Annotated in this window: 18 protein-coding genes and 1 pseudogene; 10 read left to right on the plus strand and 9 right to left on the minus strand. The window is 45.5% G+C overall.

Going from position 1 to position 17,713, the window contains the following annotated elements:
• The 9 genes from IID12_01350 to smpB form a co-directional block, all read right to left on the minus strand.
• The coding region (locus IID12_01350; protein MCH8287738.1) for a hypothetical protein at nt 1-1,325 on the minus strand (1,325 nt) is incomplete at its 3' end.
• A gap of 98 nt (nt 1,326-1,423) precedes the next feature.
• Entirely contained in the window at nt 1,424-1,849 is a 426-nt protein-coding gene (locus IID12_01355; protein ID MCH8287739.1) for a tellurite resistance TerB family protein, read from the minus strand.
• Between the two features lie 16 nt (nt 1,850-1,865).
• Nucleotides 1,866-2,954: a quinolinate synthase NadA gene (locus IID12_01360; GenBank protein MCH8287740.1), complete on the minus strand. Its 1,089-nt coding sequence runs from the start codon at nt 2,952-2,954 to the stop codon at nt 1,866-1,868.
• A 369-nt stretch (nt 2,955-3,323) separates the two neighbouring features.
• Nucleotides 3,324-3,998, minus strand: a complete 675-nt coding sequence (locus IID12_01365; GenBank protein ID MCH8287741.1) for an endonuclease III — start codon at nt 3,996-3,998, stop codon at nt 3,324-3,326.
• Nucleotides 3,995-4,579 carry a 5-formyltetrahydrofolate cyclo-ligase gene (locus tag IID12_01370; protein ID MCH8287742.1) on the minus strand — a complete coding sequence of 195 codons (585 nt, stop codon included), beginning with the start codon at nt 4,577-4,579 and terminating at the stop codon, nt 3,995-3,997. The genes IID12_01365 and IID12_01370 overlap by 4 nt, the downstream gene beginning before the upstream one ends.
• Nucleotides 4,580-4,654: 75 nt before the next feature.
• Nucleotides 4,655-4,972 (minus strand): thioredoxin, encoded by a 318-nt coding sequence (trxA, locus tag IID12_01375; protein ID MCH8287743.1) that lies wholly within the window; start codon nt 4,970-4,972, stop codon nt 4,655-4,657.
• A gap of 353 nt (nt 4,973-5,325) precedes the next feature.
• Nucleotides 5,326-6,426 (minus strand): alkaline phosphatase, encoded by a 1,101-nt coding sequence (locus IID12_01380; protein MCH8287744.1) that lies wholly within the window; start codon nt 6,424-6,426, stop codon nt 5,326-5,328.
• A gap of 45 nt (nt 6,427-6,471) precedes the next feature.
• The gene (locus IID12_01385; GenBank protein ID MCH8287745.1) at nt 6,472-7,680 is read right to left on the minus strand and encodes a tyrosine--tRNA ligase; all 1,209 of its coding nucleotides are present in this window, start codon (nt 7,678-7,680) and stop codon (nt 6,472-6,474) included.
• A gap of 18 nt (nt 7,681-7,698) precedes the next feature.
• A complete protein-coding gene (smpB, locus tag IID12_01390; GenBank protein MCH8287746.1) occupies nt 7,699-8,151 on the minus strand; it encodes an SsrA-binding protein SmpB in 453 nt (150 codons plus the stop codon).
• Between the two features lie 149 nt (nt 8,152-8,300).
• Between smpB and IID12_01395 the strand changes: the two genes are divergently transcribed.
• From IID12_01395 to IID12_01440, 10 genes and pseudogenes are all read left to right on the plus strand, one after another.
• Nucleotides 8,301-8,645 carry an STAS domain-containing protein gene (locus tag IID12_01395; GenBank protein ID MCH8287747.1) on the plus strand — a complete coding sequence of 115 codons (345 nt, stop codon included), beginning with the start codon at nt 8,301-8,303 and terminating at the stop codon, nt 8,643-8,645.
• A gap of 7 nt (nt 8,646-8,652) precedes the next feature.
• Nucleotides 8,653-10,131 carry a hypothetical protein gene (locus IID12_01400; protein ID MCH8287748.1) on the plus strand — a complete coding sequence of 493 codons (1,479 nt, stop codon included), beginning with the start codon at nt 8,653-8,655 and terminating at the stop codon, nt 10,129-10,131.
• The gene (locus IID12_01405; protein MCH8287749.1) at nt 10,124-11,107 is read left to right on the plus strand and encodes a histone deacetylase; all 984 of its coding nucleotides are present in this window, start codon (nt 10,124-10,126) and stop codon (nt 11,105-11,107) included. The genes IID12_01400 and IID12_01405 overlap by 8 nt, the downstream gene beginning before the upstream one ends.
• Complete coding sequence (locus IID12_01410) at nt 11,108-11,788, plus strand: protein-L-isoaspartate(D-aspartate) O-methyltransferase (GenBank protein MCH8287750.1); 681 nt, start codon at nt 11,108-11,110, stop codon at nt 11,786-11,788.
• A gap of 72 nt (nt 11,789-11,860) precedes the next feature.
• A pseudogene (locus tag IID12_01415) lies at nt 11,861-12,094 on the plus strand (PspC domain-containing protein).
• A gap of 171 nt (nt 12,095-12,265) precedes the next feature.
• Nucleotides 12,266-12,580 (plus strand): PspC domain-containing protein, encoded by a 315-nt coding sequence (locus IID12_01420; protein ID MCH8287751.1) that lies wholly within the window; start codon nt 12,266-12,268, stop codon nt 12,578-12,580.
• A 4-nt stretch (nt 12,581-12,584) separates the two neighbouring features.
• Nucleotides 12,585-13,157 (plus strand): hypothetical protein, encoded by a 573-nt coding sequence (locus IID12_01425; GenBank protein ID MCH8287752.1) that lies wholly within the window; start codon nt 12,585-12,587, stop codon nt 13,155-13,157.
• A 240-nt stretch (nt 13,158-13,397) separates the two neighbouring features.
• Nucleotides 13,398-14,975 (plus strand): 2,3-bisphosphoglycerate-independent phosphoglycerate mutase, encoded by a 1,578-nt coding sequence (locus IID12_01430; protein ID MCH8287753.1) that lies wholly within the window; start codon nt 13,398-13,400, stop codon nt 14,973-14,975.
• Nucleotides 14,965-15,957, plus strand: a complete 993-nt coding sequence (locus tag IID12_01435) for a bifunctional hydroxymethylpyrimidine kinase/phosphomethylpyrimidine kinase (protein MCH8287754.1) — start codon at nt 14,965-14,967, stop codon at nt 15,955-15,957. The genes IID12_01430 and IID12_01435 overlap by 11 nt, the downstream gene beginning before the upstream one ends.
• Nucleotides 15,911-17,683, plus strand: a complete 1,773-nt coding sequence (locus tag IID12_01440; GenBank protein ID MCH8287755.1) for a hypothetical protein — start codon at nt 15,911-15,913, stop codon at nt 17,681-17,683. The genes IID12_01435 and IID12_01440 overlap by 47 nt, the downstream gene beginning before the upstream one ends.
• The last annotated feature ends 30 nt before the right edge of the window (nt 17,684-17,713 follow it).

Below are 17,713 nucleotides of genomic sequence, written 5' to 3' on the forward strand. Positions count from 1 at the left end.
GCCTTAGGATAGGGTGGAGGTTCGGTCCACCCCTGAGACATAGCAAGGTAGAGCAGGGCCTGAGAAAAAGTTGAGTCAATTTCGACAGCGCGGGTTAAAAATAGTTCCGATTCTCCGAAATTGTTTTCACGGTAAGCAGCCAGACCTTCAACATAGAGCTTATACGCTTCGGGCGACGTCGTCGTCATTTCTCCCACATCTTCATTTACTTCTTCCTTAGCCGCAAATACGCCGAGATCGCTGCGGATTTCATGACTCAATTTATCAATGACGTCGAAAATTTCAGTTCCGTCAGCCCTTTGAGCGTCGAGGACCTTGCCGTCTTTGACGTTTTCGATCTGTGTGGTCAGAATTATCTTATCGCCGAGTAGTGTCAGCCTGCCTGTAAGCATCCATTGAGCGCGCGCTTCTTTTGCGATCCGGCTGGCGTTATCCCGGTTTATCAGTGTTTTCCCCGTGCTGCCGATTTTCTTCGCAATATCGTAAAGCCTCTGGCTTCCCACCACACGCAGTGTCTTTGATTGAGAAAGGTCGGTGATCAGAAGCTCTTTAACCATCTCGGCAAGTTTCTGAGAATCGTCCGGGTCTGTCAGGTTTTCTATTACGAGTACGGCGAGGGAATTTTCATCTGCCGTTAACTCTTTCACTCCGGAATCGTCAAATACTTGAAAGATAAACCAGATGAGCGCGACGGCAGCAACAGCTCCGACAGCTGAAAAGAGACTCCTTTTTGATTTAGGAACTTCCTGTCCGGTAGTTCCCGCGGTCGGGGAGGGGGCGGAGGATGATTGGATATCTTTAGTTTCGGGTACCACAAGACCCTTGCCTGTGAGCGCAAATACCTCTAACGGATGGTCAACGTTTTTAAGATACTGTTCTCCGATTGATTCAAACGTGATTCCCGCCTGATTACGAACGCTCGATGCTACTTCTCCCGTGATGCAGACTCCTCCGGGAGGAGCAAGCGGTTCTAACCGGGATGCGACGTTTACGCCGTCTCCGTAAATCTCGTCCCCATCCTTAACTACGTCGCCTATATGAATCCCGATGCGAAGGTTAATGTCCTTATCCGATGTGAGTGACCGCTGAATTTCAGTCGCCGCATTGACTGCTTCTATGGCGCTGTTGAACATACAAAATGTGCCGTCGCCAACGTATTGCAGGATAGTTCCGTCGTGCTTTTCGACGATGGGTGTCAGGAGGTTTCGTTGTCTTTGAACAAGTGTGCGAGCCTGTTCTTCATCTTCCTGCATGAGAGATGTATAACCGACCATGTCGGTGAACATGATGGCAACGAGTTTACGTTTTGGTGTTTTTTCGGTCACTCTGAATTTATCTTAATTTTAATTCCGTATTATATCGAGGAAATATATAGGTATAACGGAGAAAGTGCAAATAATATTCGTAGACGGTAACAGGAGAACTACTGATATAACTTAAAAGTCTCTTCAGCTGTTTTCGCGTCAATACCAAATCCGGTCTGAAGTTGGTCTATCACTTTTCTTTCCTTCTCATTTAAACCGTCTAAATACGCAATCTTGACTGCCAAATTAAATAAGTCAGAATATAGATCCGGACTGATCACGTTCTTTGCAGATTGCACGAAATCATCTATTCCTTCGTGTGTAAAGGAAGTCCCGTCGTTTTGGAGGCAATCGAAAATTTTGGTATTCACAGCTCCCATTCGTTGAGAAAATTGTATCGGATCGTATTCCCGGAAAATATCCATTTCGTGCAGCTTGTTGTAAAGAAAATCCCTTTCTTCGGGCGTACCTTTTCCATCAGCGCACATAATTATCCAGGAGAGTGCCGCAAATACTTCTTCATCGCTGTCAAACGTTATTGACATCAATACTCGTTATAGGTCAGCCGCTCGAAACACTTTCTGTTATTTCCATCATTTTGCGTATAGAAATGTTTGCCCGTTTTGCGACATCTTCATCGAGAAGAACCTCGTATTCCGACATATCTTCATCTCTGTCGAGCGCTAAAAGGACGTCATAGATGCCCTTTAGAGTTACTTTCGCCATGTGCTGACACCGGACGTAACAGGCAGTCCAGAAGTTAACTGTGGGAAACTCCTGCATGAGATTGGAAGTCAGTTCGCACTCCGAAGCGATGAACGCTTTTTTCAGCGTTCCTGCTTCAACTCTCGCGGCTATGTCCTTTCTGATCTGTGTCGTACTCCCGAAAAAGTCCGCCTCTGCGAGGACTTCCGGTTTGCACTCCCAGTGTACGTAGATCATGCTGCTTTCGTCATCATTTTGTATATCGAAAGATTTTCTGACAGTGTTGATATCATCGAGCGTGAACATCTCATGCACTTCGCAAATTGAACCCCTAACGCCGTTTCCGTTGGGGTATATGACGTTCTTTTTGTCGCCGATCTCCTTTGCGAGGTTTTGAGCAAAGTATATGTCAGGGACGAAGATAATGCTGTCTCCCGGCATGTTCATGGCGATAGTTTCGGCATTGGCTGAAGTACAGCAGACATCGCACTCGGCTTTGACGTCGGCATAAGTATTGATGTACGTCATCACCGGAATTCCCGGATATTTCTCCCTGAGCAATTTGACGTCTTCAGCAGAAAAGTTATCGGCGAGGGAGCATCCCGCACTTTTGTCAGCGACAAATACTCTTTTCTCCATGCTGAGCATTTTCGCTGTCTCCGCCATAAACGGCACTCCGTTAAAAATGATGTAGGGGGAGTCCGTTTTCGCGGCTGTCTGACTCAATCCGAGCGAATCGCCCTGCTCCTCTTCATCGGATAATCCGAACACCAACGGCTCCATATAGTTATGACCGAGCATTAGCACGTTATGCTTTTTTTTGAGCGCAAGGATATCCCGTATCAGCTCGGCGTTTACGTCAATGTCGATTTCAGTGAGTACGGGGGATTTCCTTTTGTACAGCTCGGTTTTTATCGCAGCTACGTCGGGAGAATCTATTTCCATGTCATATTTCTTTCTTGTTCATTGTTCAGGCTCTTATAATATACTGTTTCAAACGTTATTTTCAAGAATGTTCTTATTGAAAAACCACCCCCTGCCCCCTCCTTGCTGCCTGGCAAGAAGTCGGACAGGAGAAAGGAGGGGGTCTATCCCATCAAAGATGGGATTAAAATCCCCTCTCAAGAGGGGAATTTTTCTCCCCTCCTTACCAAGGAGGGGAACACAAGGGGTGGTTTTCTTTTAATTAGCCCAGCCATTTATGGCTGGGTAATATGATCAATAATTATTATTCCCAGGGCGTTCACGCCCTTCGGTGAGTCCTTGGTGACCGTCGGAATAAGCCCTGACCGCTGCGTAATCATAACGACACAATTATCTCACAGACAAATTTTTGTAATAACGGCAAAACCTTTTCAAGTTGCACCGGTCGCATAACGGCTTCCTCGCTTTGCACGTCTGCCTGCCGTGAGTGATAATGTTTATGTGGAACGAAAAACCTTTTCCCTTCGGGAAGATTTCCGACATCAGTTTATATGTTTTTTCCGGGGGAGTCCCTTCGGGAACGAATCCGAGCCGTGCGCAAATTCTGTTGATGTGCGTATCGACCGGGAACCTGTCCGCCTCGCAGGCAAAGGAGAGAACGACGTTTATAGTCTTGATCCCGATTCCCCTGACCTGAGTGAACGTACTTTCAACCCAATCGGGGTCCTTGTCGCATATCCAATCGATATCGAGGCTTCCCCAGTTTTCGGTGATGAAGTTCAGCGTTTCCTTGATATATCCTGACTTGGCGGGAGCGAGTCCCGCGACTCGAATTGCGTTTTCTATTTTTTCTCTTGGTGTCGATTGTACTTTTTCCCATGTCGGATACCGCCTTCTCAGCTCCGCGTATCCCTTGTCTCTGTTCACGTCGTTGGTGTTATGGGAGAGGAGCGTGAGTATGAGCTCATCAAGAACGTTGACCTTTCGATCGACTTTCGGAACTCCGTAAGTCTCTTCTAATAGCAGTGCGATCTTCTCCGCTCTCTGGCGTTGCTGCCTGCTCATTTTTGTATTTTCGTAATACCGGACTCTGTTACTACTATGTCGATCTTAAAGTCGTGTTCCACTGAAGGAAGCTCGTCTATGAATTGAAAATCGAAGGTGAGCGCTACTTTGACGGCATCGACTGTCGATAGGAATTTATCATAGAACCCGCTGCCCATTCCAAGTCTGTTTCCGTTCCTGTCAACGGCAAGACAGGGGACTACGATAAGCTCTGCGTCACCTGCTTTTGCATCCGTTATTTTATTCTCAGCCGGTTCTAAAAGTCCGAATGCCGTTTGTTCGAGATCATCAAGATCATGCAATTCGGTGTGGGAGGGAGCCGCATCATTTCCCTTATAAATAGGCACTATGATCCTCTTCCCCTCTGAAAGCGACCGGTTTATCAGCTCATGAGTAAGAACTTCTCCCGGTAAATTGCCGATGAAACTGTGAATAGAATTGGAGTTTTTGTATTGCTCGAGTGCGAAGAAATGTTCCAATATTTCGCTGCTTTTCAGCTCGAGAGTTTGCCGGTCCATCCTTGTGCGATTTTCGGCGAACAGCTTCCTTAGATCATTCTTTTCTGCGTGTAAATCATTCATAGTTCATAATTAAAACAGTTAAGGCCCACCAAACGGTGAGCCTTAAAAGGTAAGAAACTTCTAACTAATAATCAGTTATAAAACCGAATTCAGTCTTTCCTTCATGTAGTCCTTGGGTCTTGCGCCTATGACCGTTTCCTGTACTTCGCCGTCCTTGAAGAGCAGAAAACTCGGAATACTTCTTATAGAGTAGCGCGATGAGACGTTCGGATTTGCATAAACGTCAACCTTTCCGATTTTAATCGTATCTTTATATTCATTGGCAAGCTCTTCGAGTACGGGAGCCATAGCGACACAAGGTCCGCATCCCTCTCCCCAGAAATCAACGAGTACGGGAATTTCGGAGCTTAGAACTTCCTCCTGGAAGTTTTCGTCTGTAAAATGGATTGCCATAAACACTGCCTCCTTAAAACAAATTTATCTACTATCTCTTATTTTCATCTATATGTTGTATATACTAATTAACAAATACTATATATGCAACATCCTTCAATCGTCCTTACTTCTTATTATCGCCGGTTCTCACTGAATCCTTAAAGCCGTCTTACCGGCGTGTTTAGATCGGTAAAGGTAATAAAATTACCCTCCGTTTTCAACCGTTATTTGCTCTATTTTTTTCGTTTAATTCACTCTCTATCTTTTCAATCACGCCCTGAATATGCCTGTTTCTCTATAGAAATGCAGTAATCCGGCTTACCATATAGTTTTGTCAGTGTGATAATGAGAATTGAAGCGGATTTTAGAAATTATTCCCGGCTTTCAATAAGGCTTATAAAAATCCTGCCGATTTCATCAATGTTGAGTATTCCGCCGAACCGGTCTGATCCGGGACCGACAGCCAGAATGGGAACTAAATCACCGGTGTGCCCGTGAGTTGACCATTCGGGTTTAAATCCGGAGTTTCGCCTTTCGCCTTCGAGGAGTGTGAGACCTCCGGTTTCGTGATCGGCGGTGACAACGATCAAAAGATCGTCGATTATACTCGCATAATCGAGAGCAACTCCGAGTGCGTCGTTGAAATCACTCAGCTGGAAGAGCATTTTATCATACTCGTTGTCATGCGCTTCCCAGTCGATTTGAGAACCCTCCACCATCAGAAAGAAACCGTTATCGTTCTTTTTCAGCAGTTTGATCGCCGCTTCTGTCATATCCGCTAAGTTCTGTTCCGGGTGTTTTTCTTTGTCTATCTCCTCGAACATCAAGAGAGCGATAAGCTTGTCGACCTTCTCGATGTCGAGTGAGACCAGATCATTCATATCGGTAATAACTCTGAAACCGCGATCCTTCATCTCCATTAGAAGGTTCCTGTCGTCCTTTCGTTCGCCGTCTTCAGATTCGGGGAGGAAATATTTCATTCCGCCTCCGATTATAACGTCCACCTGAGATTCCGATAGTTGTCTGGCGATTTCAAGTTCTTTATATCTTGAATCGACGTGAGTCGCAAACGAAGCCGGCGTTGCGTGTGTAACGCTCGATGTGGCGACGAGTCCTGTGGACATACCCTTTTCTTCGGCATATTCGAACACGCTTTTTAACGGCGTTTTGTTATCATCCACACCGATAGCCCTGTTATATGTTCTCTTCCCCGCAGCCATTGCCGTAGCGCTCGAAGCGGAGTCGGTTATCCATGAATCGGATGAACGTGTCAGCACGAGCCCGCCGCGAGGGAAGCGCAGAAAATTGTCTCCGACGCCGTTCATGACGGCAGCCGTAACCTGAGCGACTCCCATCCCGTCACCGATAAAAAGGATAATTGATTTCGGTTTTACAGACGATCGAGAATTTATACTTGCCGCCGATAGAAGAGGAAGGCTCAGGATTAAGAATAAAAGAGATTTTGATTTCATTGAGTTATTATTACTCCGTTATATGCGGTTAAACAGGTTAGGGGGTCAATCGACTATGATCTTCAGGAATCTTCTTTTACCGGCTTTGAGTATCAGCTCCTTACCTCTGTTCACGGCATAATCTATGTCTGTCAGCTTTTCGTTGTTTATACGTACCGCTCCCTGAGAGATAAGCCGACGGGCTTCACTCTTTGACGTGGTAATATTATTATCGGACATGATATCGACGACTGATACTCCCGAACTTACTCTGACTTCGGGAATATCGTCGGGAATATTCCTCTTACTGAAGATATCACTGAACTCCGCTTCGGCGGATTTGCCCGCTTCACTTCCGTGATAAAGGGTGACGATTTCCCTCGCAAGTCTCTTTTTAAGATCCATAGGGTTTGTATCTGAGGAATTTAACTGCTCTTTTATTAGCGAAAGGTCTTCGAGGCTGGCGTCTGTAACGAGTTCAAAATAGGAGTAGATCAGATCGTCCGGGATTGACATCGTCTTTCCGTAAATCTCCTTTGGCGGTTCATCGATCCCGATGTAATTACCCGCGGATTTGCTCATTCTGATAGTGCCGTCCGTGCCGGGCAGTACCGGCATCGTCAGGATACACTGAGGCTTTACGCCGTATTCTTCCTGTATCTTCCTTGCTATCAGAAGATTGAATTTTTGTTCCGTTGCGCCTATTTCAACGTCGGCTTTTATTACTACGGAATCGTATCCCTGCATCAACGGATAGAAGAACTCGTGTATGCTGATCGCCTTTTCATTCTTGTAGCGCTTACTGAAGTCATCCCGCTCGAGCATACGCGCCACAGTAAATTTTGATGCGAGATTCATCATTTCAGAAAATTCAAACTCCTTAAACCATTTACCGTTATAGTGCACCTCGGTTTTCTCGCGGTCCAACACTTTGAAAAACTGTTCTTCGTAGGTTTTCGCGTTAGCCATAACTTCCTCGTGAGTCAGCCTCGGTCTCGTTTCGCTTTTATCCGATGGGTCTCCTACCATTCCGGTATAATCACCTATAATAAGGACAACCTGATGTCCCAATTCCTGAAACTGTTTCAACTTCCTGAGGCAAACCGTATGACCGAGGTGAATGTCCGGCGCTGTAGGGTCGAATCCCTGTTTGACCCTGAGCGGTTTATTTTCCTTGAGGCTCATTTTTAAGAGTGAGTCAAAATCCTTGATAGGAAGTATTTCTTCGGCGCCCCTCTCGATTATTTCTTTTTGATGTTGAAAATCTTTTTCCATTAATTCAATATCTTCTAATCAGATCCTGTTTTTTGAGGAACGGGCGATCTCTCTTTTGGCTTCCCGATCGGCGATAGCTCTTCTTTTGTCATACTTGGCTTTACCTTTTGCAGATCCTATGAGCACCTTCGCTTTGCCGTTCTTGAAATAAATTTTTAGCGGAATGATTGTAATTCCCTTCTGATCCACTTTTCTTTTTAGTTTCCTTATTTCACTTTTGTGGAGCAGAAGCTTCCGTTTTCTTTCCGGATCGTGAGGTTTAGTAGTACCGTGAGAGTACGGACTTATATGGACGCCTATCAAAAAAATTTCTTCAGCTTCAATCGTGGCATAAGAATCTTTAAGGTTCACTCTACCGTCGCGAAGCGATTTGACCTCAGTGCCCATAAGGGCAATCCCAGCTTCAATAGTATCGGATATATGATAATCAAAACGCGCCTTCTTGTTGGTAGCGACGACTTTTTCTCCCATAACGCTAAATAATAAAGCCGCAAAGACCGAAATGCAAGAGGTGAAGATAATACTTTCCCTAATTGATTTTATCTTGTAAGTTTTCTCGACGAGCCGTAATATGAATTCCCTGTTATATCAGATAATTAACGTCAACTTGGAGGACTTTGATGCACATTAAGGAGAAGATCGAAGGAGATGTCGCGATTCTATCCCTTTCGGGTAAAATGATGGGCGGCCCTGAAACACAGGAGCTTCAAACACACGTAAAGGGACTTCTAAACGATAAATTAACGAAGGTTGTAGTCGATTTAGCAAAGGTTAAATGGATGAACAGTTCAGGTCTCGGAGCCCTGATGGGTTCTCTGACTTCGATGCGGAACGCTGATGGGGATTTGAGAATTGCGAATGTCACTGAGAAAGTCAAAAGTCTTTTAATGATCACCCAATTGATAACGATATTCAAGACGTATGAATCTGTTGATAGGGCAGTAGCAAGTTACATAAAGGAATAGACGGGGGATGGAGATAGATAAAGTCTCCAATCGTGCCGAGTCGTTTTTCAACGAAATAGCTGAGGAGTACTACCTCTCTTCGTCAGGACTCAAGGAAGAAAGCAATCTTTCGGATATCTATGAAAAGTACAAAGATCTCTCTTCGAAGGAGCTCATAGATAATCTGCTCAGCCTGAAATCAGGCGAAACCTTCGACAGGAGGCAAGCACAGCTCTTGGAATTTCTCTTTTCCCTTTATCAGGGGTACATAACGCGCAAAATAAGTGATAAGCTCCTTTCCTTGGAAGCCTCATCCACCATAACTATAGCAAGCGAAAAAGTCCCTTACAGGCGAGCTACGGTCTTGATAAAGAACAGCCCTGACCGCGAAAAGCGCAAGATAATTCAGGAGGAGGTCGATAAGATAGTTGAGAGAGATAATCCTCTCAGGGTCGAGTCTATTGAATCCGTGCATAATGTTGCCGCTGAATTCGGTTACGAAAACTATTCAAGCATGATAAGCGACACGTCCGGAATTGATCTTGATGCCTTTCATGTTTCCTGCGAAAAGCTCTTGAGCACAACGGAAGAAATGTTCGTGGACGTTTCTTCATGGGCTTTTAAGAAATATTTGAACCTCGATCTCGAAAAGGCTCAGACTTATGACTCTTTATATCTTTTCCGGATGAACGAATATGACGAATTCTTTCCGGCGAACGAACTGCTTGAGAAGGTTCGGAAATGCATCTCGTCGATGAACCTCGACATGGAAGCGGGCGGCAATATTAAAATAGACACAGAAAACCGGCCCGCCAAATCTCCGAGAGCGTTTTGCGCCCCGATATCGGTTCCCGATAAAATAATGCTCGTAATAATGCCGCAGGGCGGACTTTTGGATTATCAGTCGTTTCTCCATGAACTGGGACATGCAATGCACTACGCACATGTGGACCCTTCAATGCCGATGGAACACAGGTATCTCGGCGATAACTCGGTAACGGAAGGTTTTGCGATGCTATTTGATCATTTGACTCTGAACACTAAATGGCTCAAGAAAGTGGCGGGTATGGAAGATCAGCATAACTACCTGATCATGTCCAATTTATTGGATTTATATATGCTCAGACGCTATTCCGCAAAATTTATCTATGAGAGGGAACTCCACGGAGGCTCATTGTTATCGGATATGCCGGACGCCTATGCCTCCATGCTCACGGAGGCAACCAAGATCGCCTATCAACCACTGAATTATCTGAACGATGTTGACGGAGAGTTCTATTGTGCACGATACCTGCGGGCGTGGATGCTCCAATCTCTCATAAACATGTATCTGACAGAAGAGTGCGGCGACGACTGGTTCCTGAATCCGGAAAGCGGGGATAAGCTTCGCGAACTCTGGAAATACGGACAGAAACTGAATGCCGAAGAAATTTGTAAGCTCATCTCGGTAGCAGATATGAATTTTGATAATCTCACAAAATCAATCGAAGATGTCTTCAATGGATAATAAAAGTGAGCCGGAACGCAAGACGTTTGACGTAACGTTTTCCGATACAGGATTCATATATTCTGATAAATATCTTGAACATCTGACAGGTGATTCCCATCCTGAGAGACCTGACAGGCTTGTTACAATGATATCGCATCTGAAACATGAAGGTCTCTGGGATAAACTGACTCATTTCGAACCTGAGATAGTCTCTCAGGAACTTTTGGGTTCGGTACATACCGATGAATATATCGCACGGGTCAAAAAAGCATGTGAGACAGGAAAAACTTATGTGGATTCTCTTGATTGTGCTATTAACGAAAAAACTTATGACGTTGCATTGCTGGCTGCCGGAGGCGTTGCCACCGCCGTTGACATGATAACGGAAGAAAAGATATCTAACGCCTTTTGTGCGGTACGTCCTCCGGGGCATCATGCCGAACGAGACCGCTCGATGGGATTCTGTTTTTTTAATAACGTGGCGATAGGCGTCATGCACGCCCGGAAATATGAGCTTGTGAGAGCTGCAATAATCGATTGGGACGTTCATCACGGCAACGGTTCCCAGCATATTTTTCAGAGCGATCCGAACGTACTGTACGCAAGTCTGCATCAGTTCCCCCACTATCCGGGTACCGGAGCGATGAACGAAAAGGGGGAGGGAGAAGGTTACGGCTCAACACTCAATTTCCCCATGGAAAAAGGCGCCGGCAACAAGGAATATCTGGATATATTCAAAAACAGAATTGAGCCCGAGATAAGAAAATTCGAGCCGGACATAATATTCATATCGGCGGGGTTTGACGCTCATAGAGATGATCCGCTGTCGAATATCGATCTTACTCATGACGCATTCAGGGAGATGACGCTCATCGTTCGGGGATGGGCGGAGGAGTATTCAGCGGGAAGGATCGTCTCCGTATTGGAAGGGGGGTATAATCTCGGGTCACTCAGGAGAAGCGTAAAGGAACACCTGCTTGCGCTGATGGAATAAATGAATCGCTGCGGTCCTTCAAGACAAGAAGACAATCACTCGGTTGAAGAGTGCTACCGCTCTCTCAGAAAAGAGATGATAGCAAAACAGATTATTGCGCGCGGAATAAACAATCGGAGACTTAATTCAGCTTTACTGAACGTCCCCCGGCATCTATTTGTAGATGAACGATACAGATCCCGCGCATATTTTGATGAACCGGTTCCGATAGAATCGCGGCAGACCATGAGCCAGCCATATGTAACCTCACTGATGATCGATCTCGCTGAATTGAACAGGGATTCAAAGCTGCTTGAAATCGGTACAGGCTCAGGTTACTGCACGGCGCTGCTCGCAAATATTGTTTCGGAAGTATATACGATCGAGATAAGAGAGGATCTCTATCGGTCGGCAAAGTTGATTTTGAAGCAGATGGGCTTTGAGAATATAAATTTAAAGGTTGGAGATGGAAGATACGGATGGAAGGAGAATGCCCCGTATGATGCCATAATAGTGACGGCTGCGCCGAAGGTCATCCCTTCCGAACTGAAGGAACAGCTGAAGGTTGGCGGCAGGCTGATCATACCTGTCGGCGGCGGCGACCAGAAATTGTGCCGGTTTACCAAACATGAGAACGGAGTCGAAGAAGAGCTGCACGGAGCGGTCCGGTTCGTTCCCCTGGTCGGGGGAGAATCTGTCTGAAACAATTTCATTACCTTCACGTAGTTTAAGCAGGTTAATGAGTAAGCATTATTTCATCTTAAGGAATTGAATATGGCTGGGAAGAAAAAGAACAAAAAGAAAGACGAGACTGTGAGCGATCAGTCGGGGATCGTTAAAAAGCTGTATAAATCGCAGCGTGACAGGATGATCGGGGGCGTCTGCGGGGGAATCTCGGAGTATCTGAAGGTGGATTCTACTTTTATCAGACTCATATTTGTTCTGATGGGTTTGTTCGGGGGGAGCGGGATAATAATATATATCGCGGGGCTTATAATAATTCCCGAGGGAACAGCTGCAGAACTATCAGACATAAAAATAAAGAGCAAAAGCAATACAGCTTTTTGGGGAGTTTTGTTGATCATACTCGGAATCTTCTTTTTGGTACCCGATTTCGGCGTCTTTGGAATGCATAATATGTGGATGTGGCACGGGCTCTGGCGTATGATTTTACCTCTTATGATAATCGCATTGGGGGCATGGTTATTACTCAGACCATCTGACAGTCGCCTCACATCTTCAAAATCTGTCAGTGAAAAGAGCGGGAAGGAGGAAGAGGGCATAGACAGGATCAGGTTGACGCGCTCTATCTCGGACAGAAAGATAAGCGGTGTATGCGGTGGATTAGGAAACTACTTTAATATAGATTCTACCATAATTAGGATAATATGGGTCGTAGCGACTATAGGATCATTCGGGTTTGGCATTCTTGCTTATATAATAATGTTGATCGCCCTTCCCGAAGAAGAGAGCGGGGTCACTTCCGATTCCTGAAAGAATGAAAAGCAAACAAACAACTTCAAGGATGTTCGGACTGCTGCTCGTCATCATCGGATCCTTGTGGATGCTGAATGAATTGGGGTACGGTTATTTACTGCACCATGGCGCCGGGATGTGGGTACTTCTGATTTTTGGAACTGCCATCCTGATAAACGGATATAACCAGAAGCGCCGCGGACCGGTATTTTGGGGTATGATGATGTTATTGATCGCCGCCGTTAACTTGATGCAGGAATTCAGGATCATTCATCCCTATCTGACCGATGTCTGGCCGCTTTACATCGCTATGGTAGGAGTATCGTTTTATGCCGCCGTTCCGGTAATTCCCAACGACTACGCATCGCTGATACCGGGAACTATATTTCTCCTGACCGGTACGTTTTTGTTTCTTGAAGTAAACGGTTACATGCCTTACGGAGCATTTTACGGTGGAAACAGACTGCTGGCGATCCTGCTCATTCTGATCGGTGCGATACTTCTCTGGGGAAAATCAGGCTTCAGGAGAACTAAGATCGAAAAGAGTGGAGCTACGGAAGATGAGAAAACCACATCAGGTAAGGCTAATATATAAATCATTTAATCTTTTACTTTACATCGAATTTCCCACCTTGACAGCACGATAAACGAATCCTCCCTTGACGGGAGGTGCCCGGCTAAGGATGGAAATCCAAATCGTCAGAACTGTCACTATGGATTTTCATGACATTTTGGGGGAAGTCCGGAGACTATAACGCTTGACTCTCGCAGGTTACGAGAGTAAATTACGTCTGCTGTTTACACTGAAAACCTGTTGGTATATTGATTTAAACCCATGCAGAAAGTTATCCTGATAATATTGGACGGCTACGGACTTCGCGATGAAGAAGAGTTCAATGCGGTCAAAGCCGCGAATACACCCACGCTCGACGCTTTATTCAGAAAATATCCGAATACTGAATTGAACTGTTCGGGACTTGATGTCGGACTGCCGGAGGGGATGATGGGTAACTCGGAAGTCGGGCATCTCAATATCGGTGCGGGACGGGTAGTTAAACAGATGCTCGTGGAAATTGACAGAGCTATCGCAGACGGAACGTTCTATTCAAAATCCGTATTTAATAACGTCATGAACATTGTTAAGGAAAGGGGTTCATCGCTGCATCTAATCGGTTTGATATCCGACGGCGGAGTTCACAGCCGACTGAATCATTTATATGCATTACTCAAGATGGCAAAAGAGCATTCTCTGAGGAAGGTTTATATCCACGCTTTTACTGACGGTAGGGATACTCCTCCTAACTCCGGGGAGCGCTATCTGCGCGAAATTATTGAGAAGACTGATGAAATAGGTATCGGCGAGATATCCACTGTTATCGGAAGATACTATTCGATGGACAGGGACAACCGGTGGGACAGAACCGATGAGGCGTTCAGGGCGATGGTGCATGGCGAGGGTGAAAAATTTTCCTCTGCGGAAGAGGTTATAGAACACAATTATGGCGAAGCGGTTACGGACGAGTTCATCAAGCCCTCTTCCATATTCGACGGAGGAAAACCCACCGGCATGGTGCGGGACGGAGATGGTGTTATATCTTTTAACTTTCGAGCGGACCGTATGAGACAATTAACTGCTGCATTTACCGACAGTGAATTCAGCGGATTCGACAAGATCGGTCTGAAGGTGGAGTTCGCTTCCATGACGATGTATTCCGATAAGTTTTATCTGCCCTTCGCTTTCGAACCGGAGCCGCTGGCGAATATTTTCGGGGATGCGGTATCCCGTGCAGGGTTGAGTCAGCTGCGGGTCGCCGAAACGGAAAAATACGCTCATGTCACTTATTTCTTTAACGGAGGGAATGAGACGCCGTTCGAAGGCGAAGACAGGGTATTGATAAATTCACCGAAAGTCGCCACCTATGATCTTAAACCTGAAATGAGTGCGGAAAACGTTACGGATACGACCCGTTACGCCATCGAAGATGAAACTTATGACCTTATCGTGCTGAACTACGCTAACTGTGACATGGTAGGCCATACAGGTTCTTATGAAGCGGCGGTTATAGCGGTTGAGACGGTTGATGATGGCTTGTCGAAATTAGTGCCGGCGATGCTGGAGAGCGGAGGGGTTTGTTTGATAACTGCCGATCATGGAAACGCCGAACTGATGTTCGATGAGAAAACAAAGACCCCTCATACCACTCATACGACCAATCCGGTTCCGGTTATCCTTGCGGGAGCGAAAGGCAAATTGAAGTTGAGGGAGGGGGGAAGACTCGCTGACATCGCCCCTACGATTCTTGAGCTGCTGAACGTCGATAAGCCTGATGAAATGACCGGACACTCATTGATATCAAAAGAAACTATCGGAGTTAATCTGAAAGATGAGGAAAAAGTTTTAGATGGAGTATGATAAGGACAGACTTTTAGAGATACTGAATCTCGCCAAGAATAAGCGGATCGCCGTGATAGGCGACATTATGCTCGACAGGTACAGGTGGGGGAATCATGTGAGAATGTCTCCCGAGGCGCCGGTGCCGGTCGTGGAGATAGATTCCACCTCCGAAAGCCTCGGAGGAGCGGCGAACGTGTTCAACAACTTATATTTTCTCGGAGCGAAGCCGATTCTTATCGGCGTGGTGGGCGGCGATGAAGCGGGAAACACTATCAAAAAGAAAGTGCAGACGGAAAACCTTCCGGTCGACGGCATATTCACCGATTCTACAAGAATTACGTCAGTCAAGGAGCGGGTGATCTCCAACGGCCAGCATGTTGTCCGGCTGGATTTGGAAGGGCGGGTGAAGATTAGTGATGAAATGCAGCGAAAGATAATCGATTATCTTAACAGCATTATTCGTGATTTGGACGCTGTTATAATTCAGGATTACAATAAAGGTGTTATAGGCCAGGATTTGATAGACAAGATAATCGCAAAGTGCATTGCCAATGAAAAGATTCTCGCAGTCGATCCGAAGGTTGAAAATTTTTTCAACTATAAGAAAAGCACTTTGTTCAAACCGAACCTTCTCGAAACAGAAAAAGCATTGAATATGACTATTAAAACTCAAAGCGACGTCCGTAAAGCGGGAAGAGAACTCATTGACATCATGGAGTGCGGCTGCGTTCTCATCACGCAGGGTAGAGACGGTATGACACTATTCCAGAAAAACGGGTCGGTTCAGCAGATACAGTCTCAGGTGAGAAAAGTATCCGATGTTTCGGGAGCAGGGGATACAGTGATAGCGTCATTCACTCTTGCTCTTGCATCGGGAGCAAACTACGTCGAGGCATCCCATATAGCCACGATAGCCGCGGGAATTGTTTGCGAGGAAGTAGGTGTGGTACCGGTTGAAATCAGGAAACTCAGAGATTATTTGGAGAGCGAAGGCGAATAGAGGTAAATCAACCTTAATCGCCGGGCTACGAAGACTTACCGGGTCGGCGCTATTTTTTTATCTTCTAATTTTCAATCCACTTGCTGCTCAAAACCTAAATTCGATCTACAACCAGGGTGATTGGGTAACTTACCTGAATACAAGATTTATAACAGGTATAAGCGAAGGAAATAATTACGTATATTTTGGTACCACAAACGGTATCATACGATATCATAAGTTCAATGGCTATTGGGGCGAACCGATAAATAAAAGCAACGGTCTCAGCGACGACATGATTACCGCGATTGCGGTAGATAAGAAGTTTAGCACTATCTGGGTTGCAACTCTCAGCGGTATCTCCAAGATCGATGAAAGATTCGGAACAGTGACAAACATTTCATTTGATCAGCTGGCAGTGCCGATCGGCGCTGTCATCACTTCAATAGGAATCGGAGAAAACGGTATTTGGATCGATTCCGGTTCGGGGATTATTGAGATCGATAGGATTGCAGGATATTTTAAAAGAAAAGCTTTATTGATTCCTTCGGCTGTTGAATGGTCGGGAAAACGCTCTGCGCTTCGCAAGACAAACCACCCGTTTTTCATGAGCGACGGATTCGAATACTACAATTCCGGTGCCACTCCGACTATAGTGGACTTCAGGTTAAGAGAGTTTGATGTTACAGATGATTTGATAGACGACCTGGGCAATTATTACAGCGGGACATGCGGTTCAGGTGCGTTCATCGGAAACGCAAGAGTACAAACTCTCAACGTTTCAAACTTCGGAATATTGAATAACAGGGTCACGAGCATTGAAATCGACGACGAGTCCAATATTTGGATCGGAGGGACACTCTCGTTTAATACCAGGGAACAGTACATTTTCTCCGGCTACACAAAGTGCCATGAAGAGTACGGATTAGCTCTGTGGAACAGGGATGAAAATCTGTGGAGTTACGTCGAGACACTTCCGGAGAGTAATTTCATGTCTCCTGAAATTAATGTGATAATTGCAAACGGAGATGAAGTTTGGTTTGGAACTAATTCCGGTGTTGTGTATCATAATCGAGAAGAATCGGTATGGCATTCTATCTCGGCTTTTGACGGATTAAGAGACGAGAACATCACGGATATGGCACTGTTCGACTCGATGATTTGGGTCGGTACAAATTCGGGAATACAGGTAATCGACGCTGTGACGAGAAAAGTATCTGAACCTGCGCTGCTTGGAAATTTGAGAGCAAAAGTGTTTGACATTGAGGCAGACAGAAATAACTTATGGATAGGAACGTCAAGCGGAGCTTACAGGATTGACTCTGAAAATAAAATCATCACACATTATAACGGATTCGGCAAGGTGATTGAACCTATTCCTAATACGGGGGGTAACGTTACCTCATTCGCGGTTGTCGATGATGTAATATGGCTTTCTGATGATACCGGTATCAGTCTGCTTGACAAAAAAACGGGGAAAGCTGACCGGCTTCCGGGTCATCCGGCGCTCTTCAGTAATAGCGTGAGAAGTATGGCAGCGGATGGTAAATATCTATGGGTAGCAACGTCTATGGGATTATTAAGGTATGACAGGATTGACCATTCGTGGAGAAAATATACCACGGAAGATGGTCTTTCAAGCAACTCTGTGAACACTTTATACGTAGAAGAAGAATACATATGGATTGGAACGGATTACGGTTTAACCCGGTTTCTATGGAATGACCCGGACCGCGCTGATAATTAAATTTGTTGTAAATAGAGGTGGCAGGGAATT

This window comes from Candidatus Neomarinimicrobiota bacterium (assembly GCA_022567655.1).
In the GTDB taxonomy this organism is placed as follows: Bacteria; Fidelibacterota; SORT01; order SORT01; family SORT01; genus JADFGO01.

What these genes read in the sequence shown, in the direction of transcription:
- IID12_01355 (MCH8287739.1), bottom strand. Translation starts at nt 1,849, where the DNA reads ATGTCAATAACGTTTGACAGCGATGAAGAAGTATTTGCGGCACTCTCC.
- IID12_01360 (MCH8287740.1), bottom strand. Translation starts at nt 2,954, where the DNA reads ATGGAAATAGATTCTCCCGACGTAGCTGCGATAAAAACCGAGCTGTAC.
- IID12_01365 (MCH8287741.1), bottom strand. Translation starts at nt 3,998, where the DNA reads ATGAGCAGGCAGCAACGCCAGAGAGCGGAGAAGATCGCACTGCTATTA.
- IID12_01370 (MCH8287742.1), bottom strand. Translation starts at nt 4,579, where the DNA reads ATGAATGATTTACACGCAGAAAAGAATGATCTAAGGAAGCTGTTCGCC.
- trxA (MCH8287743.1), bottom strand. Translation starts at nt 4,972, where the DNA reads ATGGCAATCCATTTTACAGACGAAAACTTCCAGGAGGAAGTTCTAAGC.
- IID12_01380 (MCH8287744.1), bottom strand. Translation starts at nt 6,426, where the DNA reads ATGAAATCAAAATCTCTTTTATTCTTAATCCTGAGCCTTCCTCTTCTA.
- IID12_01385 (MCH8287745.1), bottom strand. Translation starts at nt 7,680, where the DNA reads ATGGAAAAAGATTTTCAACATCAAAAAGAAATAATCGAGAGGGGCGCC.
- smpB (MCH8287746.1), bottom strand. Translation starts at nt 8,151, where the DNA reads ATGGGAGAAAAAGTCGTCGCTACCAACAAGAAGGCGCGTTTTGATTAT.
- IID12_01395 (MCH8287747.1), top strand. Translation starts at nt 8,301, where the DNA reads ATGCACATTAAGGAGAAGATCGAAGGAGATGTCGCGATTCTATCCCTT.
- IID12_01400 (MCH8287748.1), top strand. Translation starts at nt 8,653, where the DNA reads ATGGAGATAGATAAAGTCTCCAATCGTGCCGAGTCGTTTTTCAACGAA.
- IID12_01405 (MCH8287749.1), top strand. Translation starts at nt 10,124, where the DNA reads ATGGATAATAAAAGTGAGCCGGAACGCAAGACGTTTGACGTAACGTTT.
- IID12_01410 (MCH8287750.1), top strand. Translation starts at nt 11,108, where the DNA reads ATGAATCGCTGCGGTCCTTCAAGACAAGAAGACAATCACTCGGTTGAA.
- IID12_01420 (MCH8287751.1), top strand. Translation starts at nt 12,266, where the DNA reads ATGATAATCGCATTGGGGGCATGGTTATTACTCAGACCATCTGACAGT.
- IID12_01425 (MCH8287752.1), top strand. Translation starts at nt 12,585, where the DNA reads ATGAAAAGCAAACAAACAACTTCAAGGATGTTCGGACTGCTGCTCGTC.
- IID12_01430 (MCH8287753.1), top strand. Translation starts at nt 13,398, where the DNA reads ATGCAGAAAGTTATCCTGATAATATTGGACGGCTACGGACTTCGCGAT.
- IID12_01435 (MCH8287754.1), top strand. Translation starts at nt 14,965, where the DNA reads ATGGAGTATGATAAGGACAGACTTTTAGAGATACTGAATCTCGCCAAG.